This window comes from Flavobacterium sp. GCM10023249 (assembly GCF_042653365.1).
GTDB lineage: Bacteria > Bacteroidota > Bacteroidia > Flavobacteriales > Flavobacteriaceae > Flavobacterium.
Window position 1 is genome coordinate 165416 of sequence record NZ_JBHSHZ010000002.1, and the last position, 16991, is coordinate 182406.

Below are 16991 nucleotides of genomic sequence, written 5' to 3' on the forward strand. Positions count from 1 at the left end.
CAGTCATGCAAAACTTATTATACATGGTCGCAGTAGTGTTGGTAATACTATGGGCCTTAGGATTCTTTGTGTATAGCGCAGGAAACTTGATACATTTCTTATTAGTCATAGCTGTCATAGCTATTTTACTAAGACTTATTAAAGGAAAAGCAATTTAAAAAAGTACAATCATAAATTTAAAAATCATGAAAACAAGCAATTTAGTTTTAGGATTACTGGGAGCTGCTGCTGCCGGTGCCGCATTAGGAATATTATTAGCTCCGGATAAAGGAAGTGAAACCAGAAAAAAAATAGCCACCAAAGGAAATGATTTCAAAAACAACCTGAAAAATTCATTAGACAATCTGGCTAATAAAGCTTCGGAACAAGTGGCAAAATTTTCCAATCACGCAGAAGAAGCAATTGATGAGGCAAAATCCAACTTGAGTAATATCAAGGACATCAATAAAACAATCATTTAAAAATTTACAAGGATGAAAACAATGGCAACAGACAAGAAATTACTGATTAGTAAAACGGAAAAATTTACGAAAACCAGTATTGATTTATTGAAATTAAATACGGTGGAAAAAACTGCCGATGTTATCTCTTCAGTAACGTCAGGACTTACAGTAATCTTGATTGTTGCCATGTTCACCTTGTTTCTGAATATTGCATTAGGATTGTGGATTGGTGAAATACTACAATCTTCTTATTTGGGCTTTCTGATTGTTTCTGGGTTGTATCTCATAATAGCGCTATTGATTTATGTAAACCAAAATCGATGGATTAAAAAACCTCTAAATGATAACATTATATTGAAGTTATTGAAGAATGTAAATCTTGACCCTGACCTAAATCCCGAGAATTATGAATGATTTATCTCCCACCGAAAAATTAAGCAATTTAATTGCCATACTCGAAATAAAACAACGGATAGAATATGATGAATTAAAAAATCAGTTTGAGGTTACCTTAGATAATATCAAACCAAGTAGTATACTAACGAGTGCAGTAAGTGCCTTGACAGCAAATACCGAAATTAAACCCGGACTATTCAATTCATTACTTGGAATCACTATCGGTTTTATATCGAACAAACTCATTAAAGACGGTTCCAACAGTTTCTTAAAGAAATTCGCCGGACTAGGCATTCAATATATATCCAATACCTTTTTATCAAAAAAATAAGCCTCGAGTTCGAGGCTTATTTTTTTTGAATTCATTTAATTATTATCTAACTAATTTTACTTCAACTCTTCTGTTCAAAGCTTTACCCGTTTTTGTTTTATTGGTTGCAATTGGTTTTGTTTCTCCGAAACCTTTAGAAGTTAATCTTGAAGCATCAATCCCTTTTTCTACTAAATACCCCATAACCGCTGCAGCTCTTCCTTCCGAAAGCGACAAATTAGCTTGAGCTGCTCCATCACTATCTGTATGACCTTCAATGGAAAACTTCGCCCCAGGATATTCTTTCAAAATAACAACCATTGCTTGCAAGACAGGATAAGTTCTTTGTTGGAATGTTGTTTTATTAACATCGAATAAAATCGTTTTGGCGTAATCATTTAATTTCTTCACAACATCCTCGCCTATTTCAGGACAGCCAAAATTAGTCGCTGTTCCTTTTACTGTTGGACAACGATCGTCTTTATCGAAAACACCATCGCTATCTGTATCTTTATAAGGACATCCTTCATTGTCTTTTTCACCGGCAACTGTTGGGCATTTATCAAAATTATCCATGACCCCATCATTGTCTGTATCTCCCCAAGGGCAACCGTTATTTTCTCTCGGCCCTTTTTCAGCAGGACATTTATCAACCGAATCCATTAGCCCGTCTTTATCCGAATCCTTATCTACTATTTTTGCAGGAACAGTGGGTGTATCTTTAGGTTTTTCAATTCTACCAGCACCCTTATAAATTGGAATTTTCAAACCAGCGTGAATATCGAAACCTTTGGATTCATCAGAAATCAAATTCGTAATTACCGATCCAGAACCAATAAATAAAGGTCCAACTCGGAATCCGGCTCCAGCTTGAAAACCTCTGTAATCCATATAATTCAAGGGAAGATAAAAACTAAAAAATTTTGTTTCATATCTTGGTGTCACGGCAACAGTATTCGCTATTGCTGATGAATTCATTGCGTTTTTGTTGGTCATATTGATATCACCATTGACATTCAAATAGAACTTGCGATAAAAGTTCCAATCAAAATTAGCGTGAAGTGCCGTTGGAAGCACTACTTTTCGGGACGCTTTATTTTCTAAAACTGTATAATTGGCATCCAAAAATTCACCGAACGAATTGGCATTTTCGTATTGTGCTTCGGTAACCGTTTGATTCAAATCATAGGTTTTTTGTCTATCTTCTTCATAGGTTATTGAGCCGATATCAGTAACAGACAATCCAAAGCGTAATTTATAATCATTGGCAGTAAAGTTTTTAAATTCAGGACGGTATTCGTATACAAAACCTAAATCTCCCCCAATTCCATTGGATTTTGAATCAAAATCCAAATTCGTAAAACTGTCTGTAAAATCACTTTTTCCACCATAAACCAAAGTACCCGTAGTTGCGATAGTACTTGAAAGCGGCACAACGGCATTGTAATCGTAATTTACAGAGACATTTGTTCCTTTGGTATACACATTAGCAATACCTTGCAAATATTTTAAAGAAAGACCTCCTTTTAAAAAATGTTTCCCTTTACTCATTAAAACTCCTGCATACGATACTCCTAATTCGCCCCATGAGTTTCCGGTCATATTGAAATTCCCAGCTGTTAAATTAAAATCCTGACTAGCATTAAAACCATCGGCATACTGATTGAAAACTTCACCATTTATATCATAAATATTAATTACCGATCTCGCTCTTGTAAATACACCTAATGCGTGTTTTGGTTTGATATTGAACATAAATGAAGGACCAAGTATATCGGCATTCAAAATAAAATTATTCGAATTGGATTCAAACAATTTCGCTTCAGTTTCTAAGTTATAACCACTTTTCAGTAAATCAAACACATTAACTCCATAATAATCATTAGTACCGGTTAGGCTTGCTGAAAATAAATTGATATCCGCTCTAAAATTAGAATCGGCTATGGAAGCAGGGTTAAACAACACGCTTTGTACACCTGCATAATTATCGTGATAATATCCTAAATAAGACTGTGCATTGAGCGTTAAAGAACAAATCAAGACCAATAATGTAACATACAGCTTTTTCATAGTTTGAGTCTTTGTTTTTAAAAATTTTGCATTACTATTTTCTATTCAGCCATTGTAACGTGAATTTAATAAAATTAGTATATACTATCAATAAAAAAGCCCTGATAAATCAGGGCTTTGATAATTAAAATACTTCGCTTTCTTTTAACTTTTCTGTATTGGATACTAATTGTAGCTCATCAATGAATTTTTGAATATTTCCATTCATTACGCCACCCATATCAAAAATATCCATTCCGATTCTGTGATCCGTAACACGTCCTTGAGGATAGTTGTACGTTCTAATTTTCGCAGAACGGTCACCACTACTTACCTGAGAATTACGTTTTTTAGCATCTTCTTCTTGTTTGATTGCTAATTCTTTCTCGTACAAACGGGAACGTAAAACAGTCAATGCTTTATCTTTATTTTTATGTTGCGATTTTTCATCCTGACATTGCGCTACTAAACCAGTAGGAATGTGCGTCATACGAACAGCGGATTTTGTAGTATTTACTGATTGTCCACCAGGTCCTGAAGAACAGAAAAAGTCAATACGTACATCATTCATGTCAATTTGAACATCAAACTCTTCTGCTTCCGGTAAAACCATTACGGTTGCTGCAGAAGTATGCACGCGACCTTGAGTTTCAGTTTGTGGAACACGTTGCACGCGGTGTACACCTGCTTCAAATTTTAAAGTACCGTAGACATCTTCTCCCGTTACTTCAAAAATAACTTCCTTAAATCCTCCCGAAGTTCCTTCATTTAAATCGACCACAGAAGTTCTCCAACCTCTGTTTTCACAGTATTTGGTGTACATTCTGAATAAATCTCCAGCAAAGATAGAAGCTTCATCTCCACCTGTACCTGCACGAATTTCCACCATCACGTTTTTAGCATCCTCTGGATCTTTAGGAATCAACATAAATTTGATTTCCTCTTCCAACTGTGGCAAACGATCTTGTGCTTCGTCCAATTGCATTTTAGCCATTTCCACCATTTCAGCATCTGAACCGTCTGCAATGATTTCTTTAGCTTCTTTAATATTTCCGTCAAGATTGATATACTCTTCGCGTTTTTCAACCAAAGCCTTCAAATCTTTATATTCCTTATTCAATTGTACATAACGCTTCTGATCAGCAATGATATCCGGCTGGATAATCAAATCTGATATCTCATCAAAACGTTGTTTTACATATTGCAGTCTGTCTAACATATTGCTATTCTTCTATTTTGGAGTGCAAAAATACAATTTTTGTTTCTGATTTCAAGTTTATGCTTTCCAAATTTTTAAAAATTTGATTTACAAACTCTTGAAAATTTTATTTAGATTAAGTCTAAATAAATTTTGTGAAAATATTTTTTCCCTCTATATTTGCTTCACTATTTTAATTTAATCTAAATAAAATGAATAAAAAATTCTTAACTACTTTATTCTTTATATCTCTTGGGATGTCCCTTCAAGCGCAAGAAGTTAATCAAACCCAGCAGGATTCTATCAAAAAACTGAATGAAATTTCTGTAAACGGAAGCCATAACAAATACAAAAGAGCGCAAAGCAGCACTGTTTCCAAAATGCCTTTGAGTGATATCGAAAATCCACAAGTATACAATACCGTAACCGTTGAAGTTTTAAAAGAACAAGTGTCAACCAACTTTAATGATGCGGTCAAAAACGCAACTGGTATTACCCGTCTTTGGGAATCCACAGGTCGAGGTGGTGACGGTGCAGAGTTTTTCAGTATGCGCGGATTTGCAGTCCAACCCAATATGATTAATGGATTACCAGCTAAAAACAACGGAAGCATTGACATTTCGAATGTAGATAACATAGAAGTTATCAAAGGACCATCCGGAACACTTTTCGGAAGTAGTGTAATATCTTATGGCGGTTTAATTAATATTGTTACCAAAAAGCCAACAGAAAAATTCGGAGGGGAAATCAGTTATAATTCAGGTTCCTATGGTTTAAACAGAGTCTCTTCTGACATTAACATTCCATTGGATGTTGAAAAAAAAGCACTATTACGAATCAATACTGCCTATCAAAAAGAAAACAGTTTTCAGGATGCAGGATTCAATCAGTCCTTTTTTATCGCTCCAGTTTTAAGTTACAAAATTGACGATAAACTTTCTTTTTTAATCAATACAGAATTCACTAACAGAACAGCATCAAACGCACCGATGATTTTCTTGAGTCGTTATGCGCCTATTTCGTTTAATTCGATGGAATTATTCGAAAAAAATTACAAAAATTCATTTACCTCAAATGAGTTAGCCATCAACAATCCTACCTTCAGCTTGCAGGCACAAATGATTTACAAATTGTCAGATGCTTGGACTTCACAAACAGTACTTTCTAAAAGCAGCAGTAAAACAGACGGATACTATTCGTATTTGTGGGATTCATCCAACGGCAATGATTTCACCAGATTCATTTCAAAAAGAAACGGTGAAACAATTAGCACTGATATCCAACAAAACTTTATTGGTGATTTTAAAATCAGCGGATTACGCAATCGTCTTGTAGTTGGTATCGATTATTACCAATCAGATGTAGTGAACGGAAGTACAGGATGGGTTACCAACGGTACAGTATCTTTGGACAATGGCAATGACACAGGAGATGTAACACAAGCAGGTGTCGATAACTTACTAGTAGGTTCATTTGAAGGAAACACTACTTCAAAATCGGAAGTCTACAGTGCTTATGCATCCAATGTAATCAACATACTTCCAACCCTTTCAGCGATGACAAGCTTACGTATTGATCATTTCAAAGGAAAAACCAATTACTACACTACAACCGAACTTAACGGACAAACCGCTTTATCTCCCAAATTAGGGATTGTATATCAACCTATTGAGAACAAAGTGGCTCTATTTGCAAACTACATGAACGGTTTCAAAAATGTTGAACCACAAGGACAAGGTGTAAATCAAAAAACATTCGACGCCGAACACGCCAACCAATTCGAAATTGGTACTAAAACTAATCTTTTCGAAGATAAACTTACTCTAACAGCTAGTTATTACAATATTATCGTGCAGGACAAAGTAATGACTGACCCTAATGACCCGAACAATTCTATTCAAGGTGGAGAAGTTAAAAGTCGAGGTGTTGAAATTAGCCTTACTGCCAATCCGATCAAAGGCTTAAATATTTTAGCCGGATTTGGAAACAATCACAGCGAAGTAACCAAAGATTTCCCTGCTAATGGATATTTAGGGTACAGACCAGAAGAAGCTGGACCGGAAACTTTAGTTAACTTTTGGGCAAACTATACGTTTAGTCAAGGTAAATTAAAAGGGTTTGGAATTGGTTTCGGAGGAAATCATGCTAGCGAAAATAAAACATTAAACAGAGCCGTTACAGGAACCTTTACACTACCAAGCTACACGGTATTAAACAGTGCTTTGTCTTATAACCATAACAAATTCAATATCGCTTTAAAACTGAATAATATTTTAAATGAGAAATATTATTCAGGTTGGTCAACGGTAACACCTCAACGTTTGAGAAACATTACAGCCGGCTTAACCTATAAGTTCTAAAGAAGTCTATTTGTTTTATTTTTTGTTGAATAACTCCTCATGTATTTGGGGAGTTTTTTACCATATTGTATGAAAAAGAATTCCATCAAAAAAAACATCAAAAAATTTCATCTTTGGTTAGGTTTAACCGTAGGGCTTTTTGTTTTTATCATTTCCTTAACCGGTGCTCTTTATGCTTTTCAAGCGGAAATCACCGATTATCTGAGAAGTGATGCAATCCACCACTTCGAAAAAAACACAGCCAATAAAACTGTTTTACCTTTAAGAGTTTTGGAAAAAAAGGTGAACGAATTTACCAAAGAAAAATTCCCAATTCATTGGGTAAACGTCCCGGTAGATAAAAGTGTAAGTTACATTTTTTACTATTATGAGCACGATCCAAAAGCATGGAATTACTTTGACGAATATGTAATTTACAAATCCGTATATGTAAATCCATATAATGGTAAAATATTAGCGGTTTATGATGAAACACTTGATTTTTTCAACATCGTAAAATCTATACATTATAGCTTTCTTTTCAAAGCTGAATGGGGCGCCTACATTTGTGGTATTCCAACCTTGATTTTCATTTTTATGCTCATCTCTGGAATCATCCTGTGGTGGCCAAAAAATAAAGCTGCGAGAAAACAACGTTTTTGGTTTAACTGGAAGAATGTAAAAAGCTGGAAACGGAAAAATTATGACATGCATAATATTCTTGGCTTTTACGCTTCTTTCCTAGCTCTAATTGTAGCTATCACAGGTTTATTTTACTCCTTTTTCTTTATCCAAGCAGGTATCTATTTTATATTTTCGGGAGGCAGTACTACTTTTCCTGACTTCTCACACATAACAACGAAAGCGCCAATTGAGTTACGAACAGAAACTACTTTGGATAAAATCGGTAAAAAAGTGGAAGAACTTTATCCAGATGCCTATGGTTATTCATTGGATTTTGGTCACAAACATATTGATGATCATGAACATCCCAATTATTCCGTTTTTGTGAAACAATTATCCTATTCCTATCATATTAATCACAGTCTCATTTTTGATGAAAATACCGGTGAATTACTACACATACATGATCACAAAGACAAAAATTTAGGAGAAAAAGCAATAGCAGCTAATTACGACACTCATATAGGCGCTATTTTAGGACTTCCGGGGAAAATTTTGGCCTTCGTTTTAAGTTTGGTTTGTGCTTCACTACCGGTAACAGGATTTTTAATTTGGCGCGGAAGAAGAAACAAAAAATAGCAAACACCATGAAATGCAACCATGTATTATTAAAAGAAACCGAAAACGGTCAGTTGGTCTACATAAAAAAAGAAGATCGTTATCAATTATCCTACAAGAACTTAAACTTCAGCTTGAGTCATCTTGAATTGGACACATTGTACAATTATTTAATATGCATAGATGCGGAATATTGGGAAGAAGAATATAAAAATTCGATTTACAAGCGTAAAATACCAATTCCAACCACACAAAAAAACTTTATCATTCTACTCGATCAGTTTGAACTTATAGAATTACAGTATTTATTGAGTATTGTAATTAAAGCTGAAACTGGAAGAAAGATTGTTATTAATCTGCCCTTTTTCTGGAATTGAAAATAGCCATACTATTATTTCGGTTTAGTTATATATAAAAAAAGCGACCAAATGGTCGCTTTTTTTATCTTGCTTTAAAATATTCTTCCAAATTTTCACAATTCGAAAGATCATTGTAAAATTCTGGATATTTAGAACGCAATTTAGCAAAGCCGTTACCTTCGTGCGAATAAAAATCCATCATCCTAACACATAACGCTTTAAACTTATCCGTTTTAGCATTTTCATACGCCAATTGATAATACTGTTGTGCCAATTTGCATTTATAGTACTCTGCTTCGTCCGCATAAGAATAATCTAAAATGGCATCATCATAATAGGAACTCGCTTCAAAACGTCGCATCATCCAAGAATGACCGGATTGTGTCATATTTGCATAGCAATTTGCTACTAGAAAATAATAATAATCCCTGTCTTTTGTTTTTGGATCATTCGCCAACTTTAAATACTTGATTAAATGCTGTGTTACCGAAAGTTTGGTCACCAAATACTTTTCATGATGTGGAATGAAACTTTCCGTATGTTTAAAATCATAAAACGGATTTTCTTCAAAGCTGTAACTTTCCCCATATACATCTCGCTCCCAGGCATTGTAATTCTCTTGCCAGTATTTCTCTCCTATCGAACGGAACGCTAATTCAGCAGCTATCAATCGGTTTTCGCGAATATATTTGGTACCCAGTAAATCCGTTAATTGATTTTTATCCTTTACCAATTGAGAATAGATTACTTTTTCAAAAGGATCGCGAACTTTTTTATTCTGATTGAGTGTATTGATTACTACCTGCATTTCTTTGGCACTATATACAAAGTCCAAATAATCGAAATACTTGTAAAAATATTTTAGATTTCCTGAATCTTTGATTCGATTTCCTTGCCATTCCACACCCGATGATCCTTCAAAGTCCAAATAATGCTTTGGCATACTGTTCCCTAAAGCAATCAAAGCCACACCATCAGCGATATTCCCTCTAAATTCCAATTCTCTTCCTACTGAAAACAAAAAGCGCTCGTCATGTTTATACTTTAGTAGTATAGGTTTGATTTCATTCTTAATAATCGCATTTCCAAAACTTTGGTCTGCTGTAATGCACAATGCTTTAAGTCTTTCGATTAAGGGAAGCACTTTAGTTTTGGAATGTTTTTTTTCAAATTCACCAATTTTACTTAGGCATTCACCATAGTTTTTGGTTGTAAAAAGCAGTTGAATTTGCGCAGCTTTCCATAAAACCGGATCTTTCACTTTGGTCAAATCTACTGTATTCACAAAATCTAAAACTTGCTTTGCATACAATCGGTCTTTCTCTGAACGATTCCGTAAGGCATTAGTAGATTCTGCATCCTTTTCATTGTACCAGCTATTCGCAAATGTAATAGATGGCAGATAATTTGTATAATACGGTGTAAATACCCAATCTTCAATTTTATTGATTTCACGCAATAATAAAAAATCCAATATTCTAGACTTATAACTATTCTCGTAAATTTTAACTAACGATTCTAAGTTCGGACTTATTTTCTGCACGGAAGCATACGCATAAACATTGGCAATTTCCTGTTTGGTTTTTGCCTTAGCCAATGCTTTTTGCAAGTTGAAATCATTGTGGAAATAATAGTAAACGGCATACTTTTTTTCTGGAGAATACGCCATTATATTGGCAATATCAACACTTTTATCGCCTTCATTAAAAGTATTGAAATACAAACTCCAATAATACAAATAGTCTTTTTTCCCGTTTTTAAAATAGTCATTAAACAGTTTAGTGATCGATTCAGCGTTCCCAGTATAATAACTCGTTCTAATGGCAAGGAATGCATATTTGCGTTTTAGATAATTGCTTTTCTCGTTCACTATGGTTTGGTTTAATTTTTTCAAGAAAGCGAGTTCGTGTGCGTTATTTTGTTTTGCACCTCTTTCCCAAACATCTTCATAAACAACCGAATTGATATCTTCGCAAAGCTTGGCCATTTTCAGATAATTGATTACGCCATCCATTTTATTCTGATACAAATAATGAACAAATCCATTTTCAGAGTTAGGATTAATATCTGAAAATGCCAAACCCATGCATTCACTAATTTCGTCAAGTGTTACTTTCTTATTTGTAAAATAATACCAATCATAAATATTGGAATCATAAGCAGGATCATACTCGTAATCAAATCCAAATAAAGAGCAATTATAATGGAACGCTTTAAAATCATTGTAATTAAAATACTCAGGTAAAAACATCGAATACCTGATATCTTCGCCATATGGAGAATAGCCACAGGCGAATGTTTTACTAAAACTACTTAGTAAAACTGCTGTAAAAACCAGAAATTTCTTCATCAGTGTAGTGTTTAAAAGTATTTTCATCCAAATCAAATAAGCTTATGGTTGTAGAAGCATCCAGGTCAACGTACTTTTTAATTAGTGTGATCGCTTCATTAATCTCTGATGCTTTCACCTCTTCACATTTTACCTGATCTCCCACTTTCAAATAGGTTTCACCATAGTTAAAACTAGTGTCTTTTTCGACTTGATACCAAAGGGGTTCTGTACTTTTGGCAAATGATTGAATATCGTTTGCGTTTAAATCCAATAATCCTGCAAAACGATTATTCTGATACAATTGTGTCCAGTAAAAAGCCGGTAATGCTACATCGATGTGCACTGGGTAAGATTTTCTTTCGGTAAGATACTTTTTCAGTTCATCAATATCCAAAATAGAATTCTTGGTTTTCTTGGTCAATGGTTTGATCAAGTTGTAGCACATCAGTGTTACTTTATCAACTGGTGGAACACCCATAATTTCAGGATACTTATACGGATACAATCGAAGCGTACAACTAAGTTCTTTTCCAGAAAGCGATTTGATTTTCTTTAGTAAATAGAAATACTTGTCTTTGGTTGTTTTCGTCCAATCACAATCGATTTGAATCTCTTTATAATCAAATATGTTATTCTTCTCATTGTATTCACTCTTACTGTATTTATCAATTAAGAAAACAATATTGTCTGCTAACTGATCCAACGATTTTTCATCATTGTATTGAAAGATGCTGTTCTTGATAAAAATAGTAGGAACAACTGTCACTGAATCAAGATCATCGAAAGTATAATGACTAAGTCTGTTCTTCTCATAAGGAAAATTGCCTCTGGTTTCTGTATAATCAACTTCAAATAATTTGACGTATAATTTCCTGACTTCTTGATCTTTTAGATGTTTAGCCTCCTCAGTACTGATGGAGTTATTGCTTTTCCAAAAATAGAAAGCACGTTCAACATGTTCAACCTTAGCGTCGTTGTTGCACGAAATAAGGGATAATACGCTTATCATCCCCAAAAAAATACGTTTCATAAAAGAAAGGAATTAAGTGAAGTTTTCTACGATAAAGCTATCAAAAATTATGCCTTATTTAACAAGAAAAATCCATTTATTGCTAAATGGATTTTTATTTTTTGTATTCCTTTAAAATTTAGGTAGAAATGGACTAGTTCAATGGTTTTTCCATGACGTAATCATCCATCACATACCCTTGACCAATATCAATAACTTCCTCATATGCTATGATAAATCCTTTAGCTTTATAGAATTCCTGAGCATTGTTGTATTTATTTACATTCAGGAATAAATGCGTATTCTGAGCGGCTTTGGCTCGGTTTTCCACTTCTGTTAAAAGCAATTTACCTAGTCCTTTACCTTGTGTTTGAGGCAAAACATAAATTTTATGCAATTTGGTTTTACCGGAATCTTTACAATTCACTTCATAAGCAGCAAAACCCAAATTTACGCCTTCATCTTGTATCAATAAGAAAACATGGCCATTGTTTATTTGTTCTTCCAAGGAAGAAATAGCATAAAAATTATCTAGCATGTATTCGAGTTGCTCTTTGGAAAGAATTTCTCCATAAGTAGCTGGCCAAATTGCATAGGCTAAATCACGAACAATTGCCAGTTGTTCTTTAGTAGCTTCAATTAATTGCATTCGTTATTTTTTTACTCTTTTTTGCTCTCTTGCCAACAACGTATTTTTAAGTAACATCGCAATTGTCATTGGTCCAACTCCACCAGGAACCGGGGTAATATGAGACGCTTTTTTTGATACATTTTCAAAGTCAACATCACCGGTAATGATATACCCTTTAGGATTGGTTTCATCCGCCACACGGGTAATACCAACATCAATCACAACCACATCGTCTTTCACCATTTCCGCTTTCAAATAATTCGGCACCCCTAATGCAGTAATAATAATATCAGCCTGTGAGGTAATCTGGTTGATGTTTTTAGTATGACTGTGTGTTAATGTTACCGTAGAATTCCCAGGAAATCCTTTACGTCCCATCAAAATACTCATAGGACGTCCTACAATATGACTACGACCGATTACAACAGTATGTTTTCCTTTGGTTTCTACATTATATCTTTCCAATAATTCCAGGATACCGAAAGGAGTTGCAGGAATAAACGTACTCATATCCAACGCCATCTTACCGAAGTTTTCCGGATGGAAACCGTCCACGTCTTTACTAGGATCGATAGCCATTAAAACCTCTTGCGTATCGATTTGATCAGGTAACGGAAGCTGAACAATAAATCCGTCTATGTTGTCATCTTCATTTAATTCTTTGATTTTTTTCAGTAATTCGGTTTCAGAAGTCGTGCTTGGCATTTTGATCAAAGTCGACTCAAAACCAACGCGCTCGCAAGCTTTTACTTTACTCCCTACATAGGTTAAACTTGCACCATCATTTCCTACAATTATCGCAGCCAAATGAGGTACTTTTTCGCCGTTGTCTTTCATTCGTTGAACTTCAGCAGCGATTTCATTTTTAATGTCTTCCGAAACTTTCTTCCCGTCTAAAATTTGCATTGTTTTTTTACTGTTTAAAGTTTAAAGTTTTTTAAAGTTTAAAGTTGTGTTGCAGTTCTTTACACTTTAAATTCATATATAAAAAAAGGCGCGTAACCACGCACCTTATCTATTCTTATCTCATTCCAGGCATTCCTTTCATTCCGCCCATCATTTTCATTAAATTCTTTCCGCCAGGACCTTGCATCATTTTCATCATTTTGCTCATTTGGTCGAATTGTTTCATCAACTGATTTACTTCTTCGATTTTACGTCCTGATCCTTTTGCAATACGTGTTTTACGTTTTACATCGATAATTGAAGGTTTGCTTCTTTCTGCAGGTGTCATTGAGAAAATAATAGCTTCCACATGTTTGAATGCATCATCTGGAATATCTACATCTTTCAATGCTTTTCCGGCACCCGGTATCATTCCAACCAAGTCCTTCATGTTACCCATTTTCTTCACTTGTTGGATTTGCGTTAAGAAGTCGTCAAAACCGAATTCATTTTTAGCAATCTTCTTTTGCAATTTGCGCGCTTCCTCTTCGTCGTATTGTGCTTGTGCACGCTCCACCAAGGAAACTACGTCACCCATACCTAAGATACGATCGGCCATACGATCCGGGTAGAACACATCAATCGCGTCCATCTTTTCACCTGTACCGATGAATTTGATTGGTTTATTTACAACAGATTTGATCGAAATAGCAGCTCCACCACGTGTATCACCATCTAACTTCGTTAGGATAACTCCGTCGAAATTCAATCTATCGTTAAAGGCTTTAGCAGTATTCACTGCATCCTGACCTGTCATGGCATCCACAACGAATAGGGTTTCGTTAGGTTGAATGGCTTTATGAACGTTTGCGATTTCGGTCATCATTTCCTCATCCACCGCTAAACGACCAGCAGTATCGACGATTACAACATTGAATCCGTTTGCTTTTGCGTGTTTAATCGCATTTTCAGCGATAGCCACTGCATTTTTATTTTCTGGTTCAGAATATACTTCTACACCAATTTGTCCTCCCACGACATGCAACTGATTTATCGCTGCAGGACGATAGATATCACAGGCAACCAATAATGGTTTTTTGTTCTTTTTGTCTTTTAAGAAGTTAGCCAACTTACCAGAGAAGGTCGTTTTACCAGAACCTTGCAAACCAGACATCAAAATAACAGTTGGATTTCCTGATAAATTCACACCAGAAACATCACCACCCATTAATTCGGTTAGTTCATCCTTAACGATTTTGATTAAAAGCTGACCTGGCTGTAAGTTAGTTAATACATCCTGTCCCATTGCTTTTTCTTTCACACGAGTGGTAAAATCTTTCGCAATTTTAAAGTTAACATCGGCATCAAGCAAGGCACGACGTACTTCTTTAAGGGTATCGGCAACGTTTACTTCGGTAATTTTACCGTGCCCTTTTAATATATGGAACGCTTTATCTAGCTTTTCGGATAAATTATTGAACATAGTTCTTCTTTTTTATGAAGTCGCAAAGATAGTGTAAAGTTTGAAAGTTGCAAAGACTTGTTAATGATGAATTATGGGTTATGAATTATAAGTTATGAGTTATGAATGATTAGTGGAAAGTAAATAATGATTAGTACCATTAAAAGAGTGTTTGGCACCCTACATTGAGTTCTTAGTACCACTTCAATAATCTTCGGTACCATTTAAAAAGTCATCAGTACCACCTAAAAAGTCTTCAGTACCACTTAAATAATCATCAGTACCACCTAAAAAGTCTTCAGTACCACTTAAATAATCTTCAGTACCACCTAAAAAGTCTTCGGTACCACTTAAATAATCTTCGGTACCACCTAAAAAGTCTTCGGTACCACCTAAAAAGTCTTCGGTACCACTTAAATAATCTTCGGTACCACTTAAAAAGTCATCGGTACCACTTAAAAAGTCATCGGTACCACTTAAATAATCTTCGGTACCAGTCAAAAAGAAGTCGGTAATGATTAGTTCCTAAACGAATAAACTGCAGGTTCCCTAAAAAATACTGGCATTCAAACACCTTTATAATTTCCTACTGCTTACCCGTCTTGACCTAGGACTCAAGGCCAACTAAAGGTCCTAATCATACCACTTCTCCCGCTTTATTGTACTTTAACTGCCTTTTTATTTTCATCGATAGCCACAAACGTAAATTCGCCCGTAATGGCTTTTTCTCGTGAGTTACTATACATTTCTTCAATAAAAATATCGACCCTAACCTTTAAACTTGTGGTTCCCAAATAAGTTACTTTTCCAATCAATTCGATTATGGTACCGTGCGGTATTGGTCTTTTAAAATCGATGCGATCACTACTAACCGTTACCATTTTTTGTCGGCTGTATCGAGTTGCGGTAATAAAAGCCACTTCATCCATGAATTGCATGGCGGTGCCACCGAAAAGCGTATCATAATGATTGGTTGTATTAGGGAAAACCGCTTTAAACACTCGGGTTATTGAATCGTTTATTTTTTCTTCTTGTGTTTTCATTGCGTTAGGATGCTATTCTTTCGAAAGCGATATAGTTTAAAAATGTTCCATTGCTACTGAATTTTGGGAAAGCCTCAATTTCACAGAAATAAGTCGAACCGTCTTTTTTGTAATTGAGAAGTACTTCTTTGAACGGTTTATGTTGCTTCATTGCATTTTTGATTGTTGCTTTCACCTCCTCTGATGTCAATTCTCCTTGAAACATTCTGGGGGATTTTCCAATAAGTTCATTGGATTCATAGCCGTTCATTTGTACAATGCCTTCAGAAGCAAATACAATTTCAAATTCAGCATTGGTAATAATGACTTCGCGTTGCTGAACAGTAACAATTTGATATAAATTTTCCTTCACCTTCCAATTTTTCTGAATCAATTCAAAAGCATTGGTTTCGATGGAAGCAAAAGAAAATTGGCCCCAAGAAACAATTGGTAAAAACCTAGTTCTTAGACCTTCTTGGTATTTTGCCCAGCTGGCATCAAATTCGTGTAACATGCGATTCCTGTCATATTCGTTTGTAAGTGAAGAAAGTGAATACAACAATAGTTTCATTCTTTTAAAATGAAACTTATCCCTGTTTGAGCACTTTCGTGATGCTTAAACAAAATCAATTCTATGTATCTGACTCATTTCCTTTTTAGGAAAAACACAGTTGCACGACAGTTCAGGATTTTCACCTGATTCCACATTAGAAGAAAATCTTCCGGAATTGATTTTACCATTAAGTGTTGCGAAGATACAACAAAGAATAATGCAAATAAAAAAAGTAACCCATTAGAGTTACTTTTTTTCTACTTTTTATATAGAATTAATTTTTCTCAAAAGTCAGATAGTCCGTTCCGCCATCACCGCCACTTACGTGTACCAATCGGATTTTAGTATCGGTTCTCTCTAAAATATTCCAATCTTCGGTTAATTCTGCAAAATTGGAAGGAGCGCTAAAAGCCATATTAAAATCCAAATCTTCAGTTGGACTATCATCACCACTACTATCATTTGTTACAGACCATGTTCCTGTATAGGTATTCGCTCCATTGGAAGCAGTCAATACCGCCGAATCTGCAAAAGTAAAATTATAACCTGTAAAATTTGAAGTCTCATTAGTTCCTGAATCCTCAAAAAAAGTGATTCTCCATGTGCCTGCTTTCACTGTATTAATTACGACGGTAGCATCCATCGACGGGTAGCTAGAATCATTATCATCACTACACATACCTGCGATATTGAACAAAGAGGCAAAAATCAGAATTCTAACAACAATTTTTTTCATATAGGCCTGATTTTAAGATTAATAA

General features: G+C 34.9%; 18 protein-coding genes and 1 riboswitch. Of the genes, 7 read left to right on the forward strand and 11 right to left on the reverse strand.

The features are described 5' to 3' along the window. The first annotated feature begins 23 nt into the window (after positions 1 to 23). From ACFO7M_RS00790 to ACFO7M_RS00805, 4 genes are read left to right on the forward strand one after another with little or no spacing between them, the layout of a single operon-like run. Positions 24 to 158, forward strand: a complete 135-nt coding sequence (locus ACFO7M_RS00790) for a lmo0937 family membrane protein (protein WP_379715373.1) — start codon at positions 24 to 26, stop codon at positions 156 to 158. A gap of 27 nt (positions 159 to 185) precedes the next feature. Beyond that, on the forward strand, positions 186 to 461 hold the full coding sequence (locus ACFO7M_RS00795; protein WP_379715376.1) for a YtxH domain-containing protein: 276 nt from the start codon (positions 186 to 188) through the stop codon (positions 459 to 461). 12 nt (positions 462 to 473) lie between these two features. Continuing rightward, entirely contained in the window at positions 474 to 857 is a 384-nt protein-coding gene (locus ACFO7M_RS00800) for a phage holin family protein (protein WP_379733514.1), read from the forward strand. Beyond that, on the forward strand, positions 850 to 1170 hold the full coding sequence (locus ACFO7M_RS00805) for a hypothetical protein (protein ID WP_379715382.1): 321 nt from the start codon (positions 850 to 852) through the stop codon (positions 1168 to 1170). Before ACFO7M_RS00800 ends, ACFO7M_RS00805 begins: the two co-directional genes overlap by 8 nt. A 42-nt stretch (positions 1171 to 1212) precedes the next feature. Here ACFO7M_RS00805 and ACFO7M_RS00810 read toward each other — a convergent pair whose 3' ends face one another. After that, positions 1213 to 3219 carry a DUF5723 family protein gene (locus ACFO7M_RS00810; protein WP_379715386.1) on the reverse strand — a complete coding sequence of 669 codons (2007 nt, stop codon included), beginning with the start codon at positions 3217 to 3219 and terminating at the stop codon, positions 1213 to 1215. 124 nt (positions 3220 to 3343) lie between these two features. Beyond that, entirely contained in the window at positions 3344 to 4417 is a 1074-nt protein-coding gene (prfA, locus tag ACFO7M_RS00815) for a peptide chain release factor 1 (protein WP_379715389.1), read from the reverse strand. Between the two features lie 191 nt (positions 4418 to 4608). On the opposite strand from prfA, the gene ACFO7M_RS00820 reads away from it, so the two are divergent. The 3 genes from ACFO7M_RS00820 (at position 4609) to ACFO7M_RS00830 (ending at position 8354) form a co-directional block, all read left to right on the forward strand. Further along, positions 4609 to 6756, forward strand: coding sequence for a TonB-dependent siderophore receptor (locus tag ACFO7M_RS00820; protein WP_379733516.1), 2148 nt, complete (start codon positions 4609 to 4611; stop codon positions 6754 to 6756). Positions 6757 to 6825: 69 nt separating this feature from the next. After that, positions 6826 to 7998 carry a PepSY-associated TM helix domain-containing protein gene (locus ACFO7M_RS00825; RefSeq protein ID WP_379733518.1) on the forward strand — a complete coding sequence of 391 codons (1173 nt, stop codon included), beginning with the start codon at positions 6826 to 6828 and terminating at the stop codon, positions 7996 to 7998. Between the two features lie 8 nt (positions 7999 to 8006). Further along, positions 8007 to 8354, forward strand: a complete 348-nt coding sequence (locus tag ACFO7M_RS00830; RefSeq protein WP_379715398.1) for a DUF6686 family protein — start codon at positions 8007 to 8009, stop codon at positions 8352 to 8354. A gap of 64 nt (positions 8355 to 8418) precedes the next feature. Here ACFO7M_RS00830 and ACFO7M_RS00835 read toward each other — a convergent pair whose 3' ends face one another. From ACFO7M_RS00835 to ACFO7M_RS00875, 9 genes are all read right to left on the reverse strand, one after another. Continuing rightward, the gene (locus ACFO7M_RS00835) at positions 8419 to 10686 is read right to left on the reverse strand and encodes a hypothetical protein (protein ID WP_379733520.1); all 2268 of its coding nucleotides are present in this window, start codon (positions 10684 to 10686) and stop codon (positions 8419 to 8421) included. Next, a complete protein-coding gene (locus ACFO7M_RS00840; protein ID WP_379733522.1) occupies positions 10646 to 11698 on the reverse strand; it encodes a hypothetical protein in 1053 nt (350 codons plus the stop codon). The genes ACFO7M_RS00835 and ACFO7M_RS00840 overlap by 41 nt, the downstream gene beginning before the upstream one ends. A 133-nt stretch (positions 11699 to 11831) precedes the next feature. Further along, positions 11832 to 12326 (reverse strand): GNAT family N-acetyltransferase, encoded by a 495-nt coding sequence (locus tag ACFO7M_RS00845; protein ID WP_379733524.1) that lies wholly within the window; start codon positions 12324 to 12326, stop codon positions 11832 to 11834. A gap of 3 nt (positions 12327 to 12329) precedes the next feature. Next, positions 12330 to 13214: a bifunctional 5,10-methylenetetrahydrofolate dehydrogenase/5,10-methenyltetrahydrofolate cyclohydrolase gene (locus ACFO7M_RS00850; protein WP_379733526.1), complete on the reverse strand. Its 885-nt coding sequence runs from the start codon at positions 13212 to 13214 to the stop codon at positions 12330 to 12332. Positions 13215 to 13329: 115 nt separating this feature from the next. Then, the gene (ffh, locus tag ACFO7M_RS00855) at positions 13330 to 14676 is read right to left on the reverse strand and encodes a signal recognition particle protein (protein WP_379733527.1); all 1347 of its coding nucleotides are present in this window, start codon (positions 14674 to 14676) and stop codon (positions 13330 to 13332) included. A gap of 183 nt (positions 14677 to 14859) precedes the next feature. Next, a complete protein-coding gene (locus ACFO7M_RS00860; protein WP_379733529.1) occupies positions 14860 to 15156 on the reverse strand; it encodes a hypothetical protein in 297 nt (98 codons plus the stop codon). A 155-nt stretch (positions 15157 to 15311) separates the two neighbouring features. Next, complete coding sequence (locus ACFO7M_RS00865) at positions 15312 to 15698, reverse strand: acyl-CoA thioesterase (protein WP_379715419.1); 387 nt, start codon at positions 15696 to 15698, stop codon at positions 15312 to 15314. A gap of 4 nt (positions 15699 to 15702) precedes the next feature. Beyond that, positions 15703 to 16248 carry a PAS domain-containing protein gene (locus ACFO7M_RS00870; RefSeq protein ID WP_379733532.1) on the reverse strand — a complete coding sequence of 182 codons (546 nt, stop codon included), beginning with the start codon at positions 16246 to 16248 and terminating at the stop codon, positions 15703 to 15705. A gap of 42 nt (positions 16249 to 16290) precedes the next feature. Further along, positions 16291 to 16422: riboswitch (cobalamin riboswitch) on the reverse strand. Positions 16423 to 16504: 82 nt separating this feature from the next. After that, a complete protein-coding gene (locus ACFO7M_RS00875) occupies positions 16505 to 16966 on the reverse strand; it encodes a hypothetical protein (protein ID WP_379715425.1) in 462 nt (153 codons plus the stop codon). Positions 16967 to 16991 lie beyond the last annotated feature (25 nt).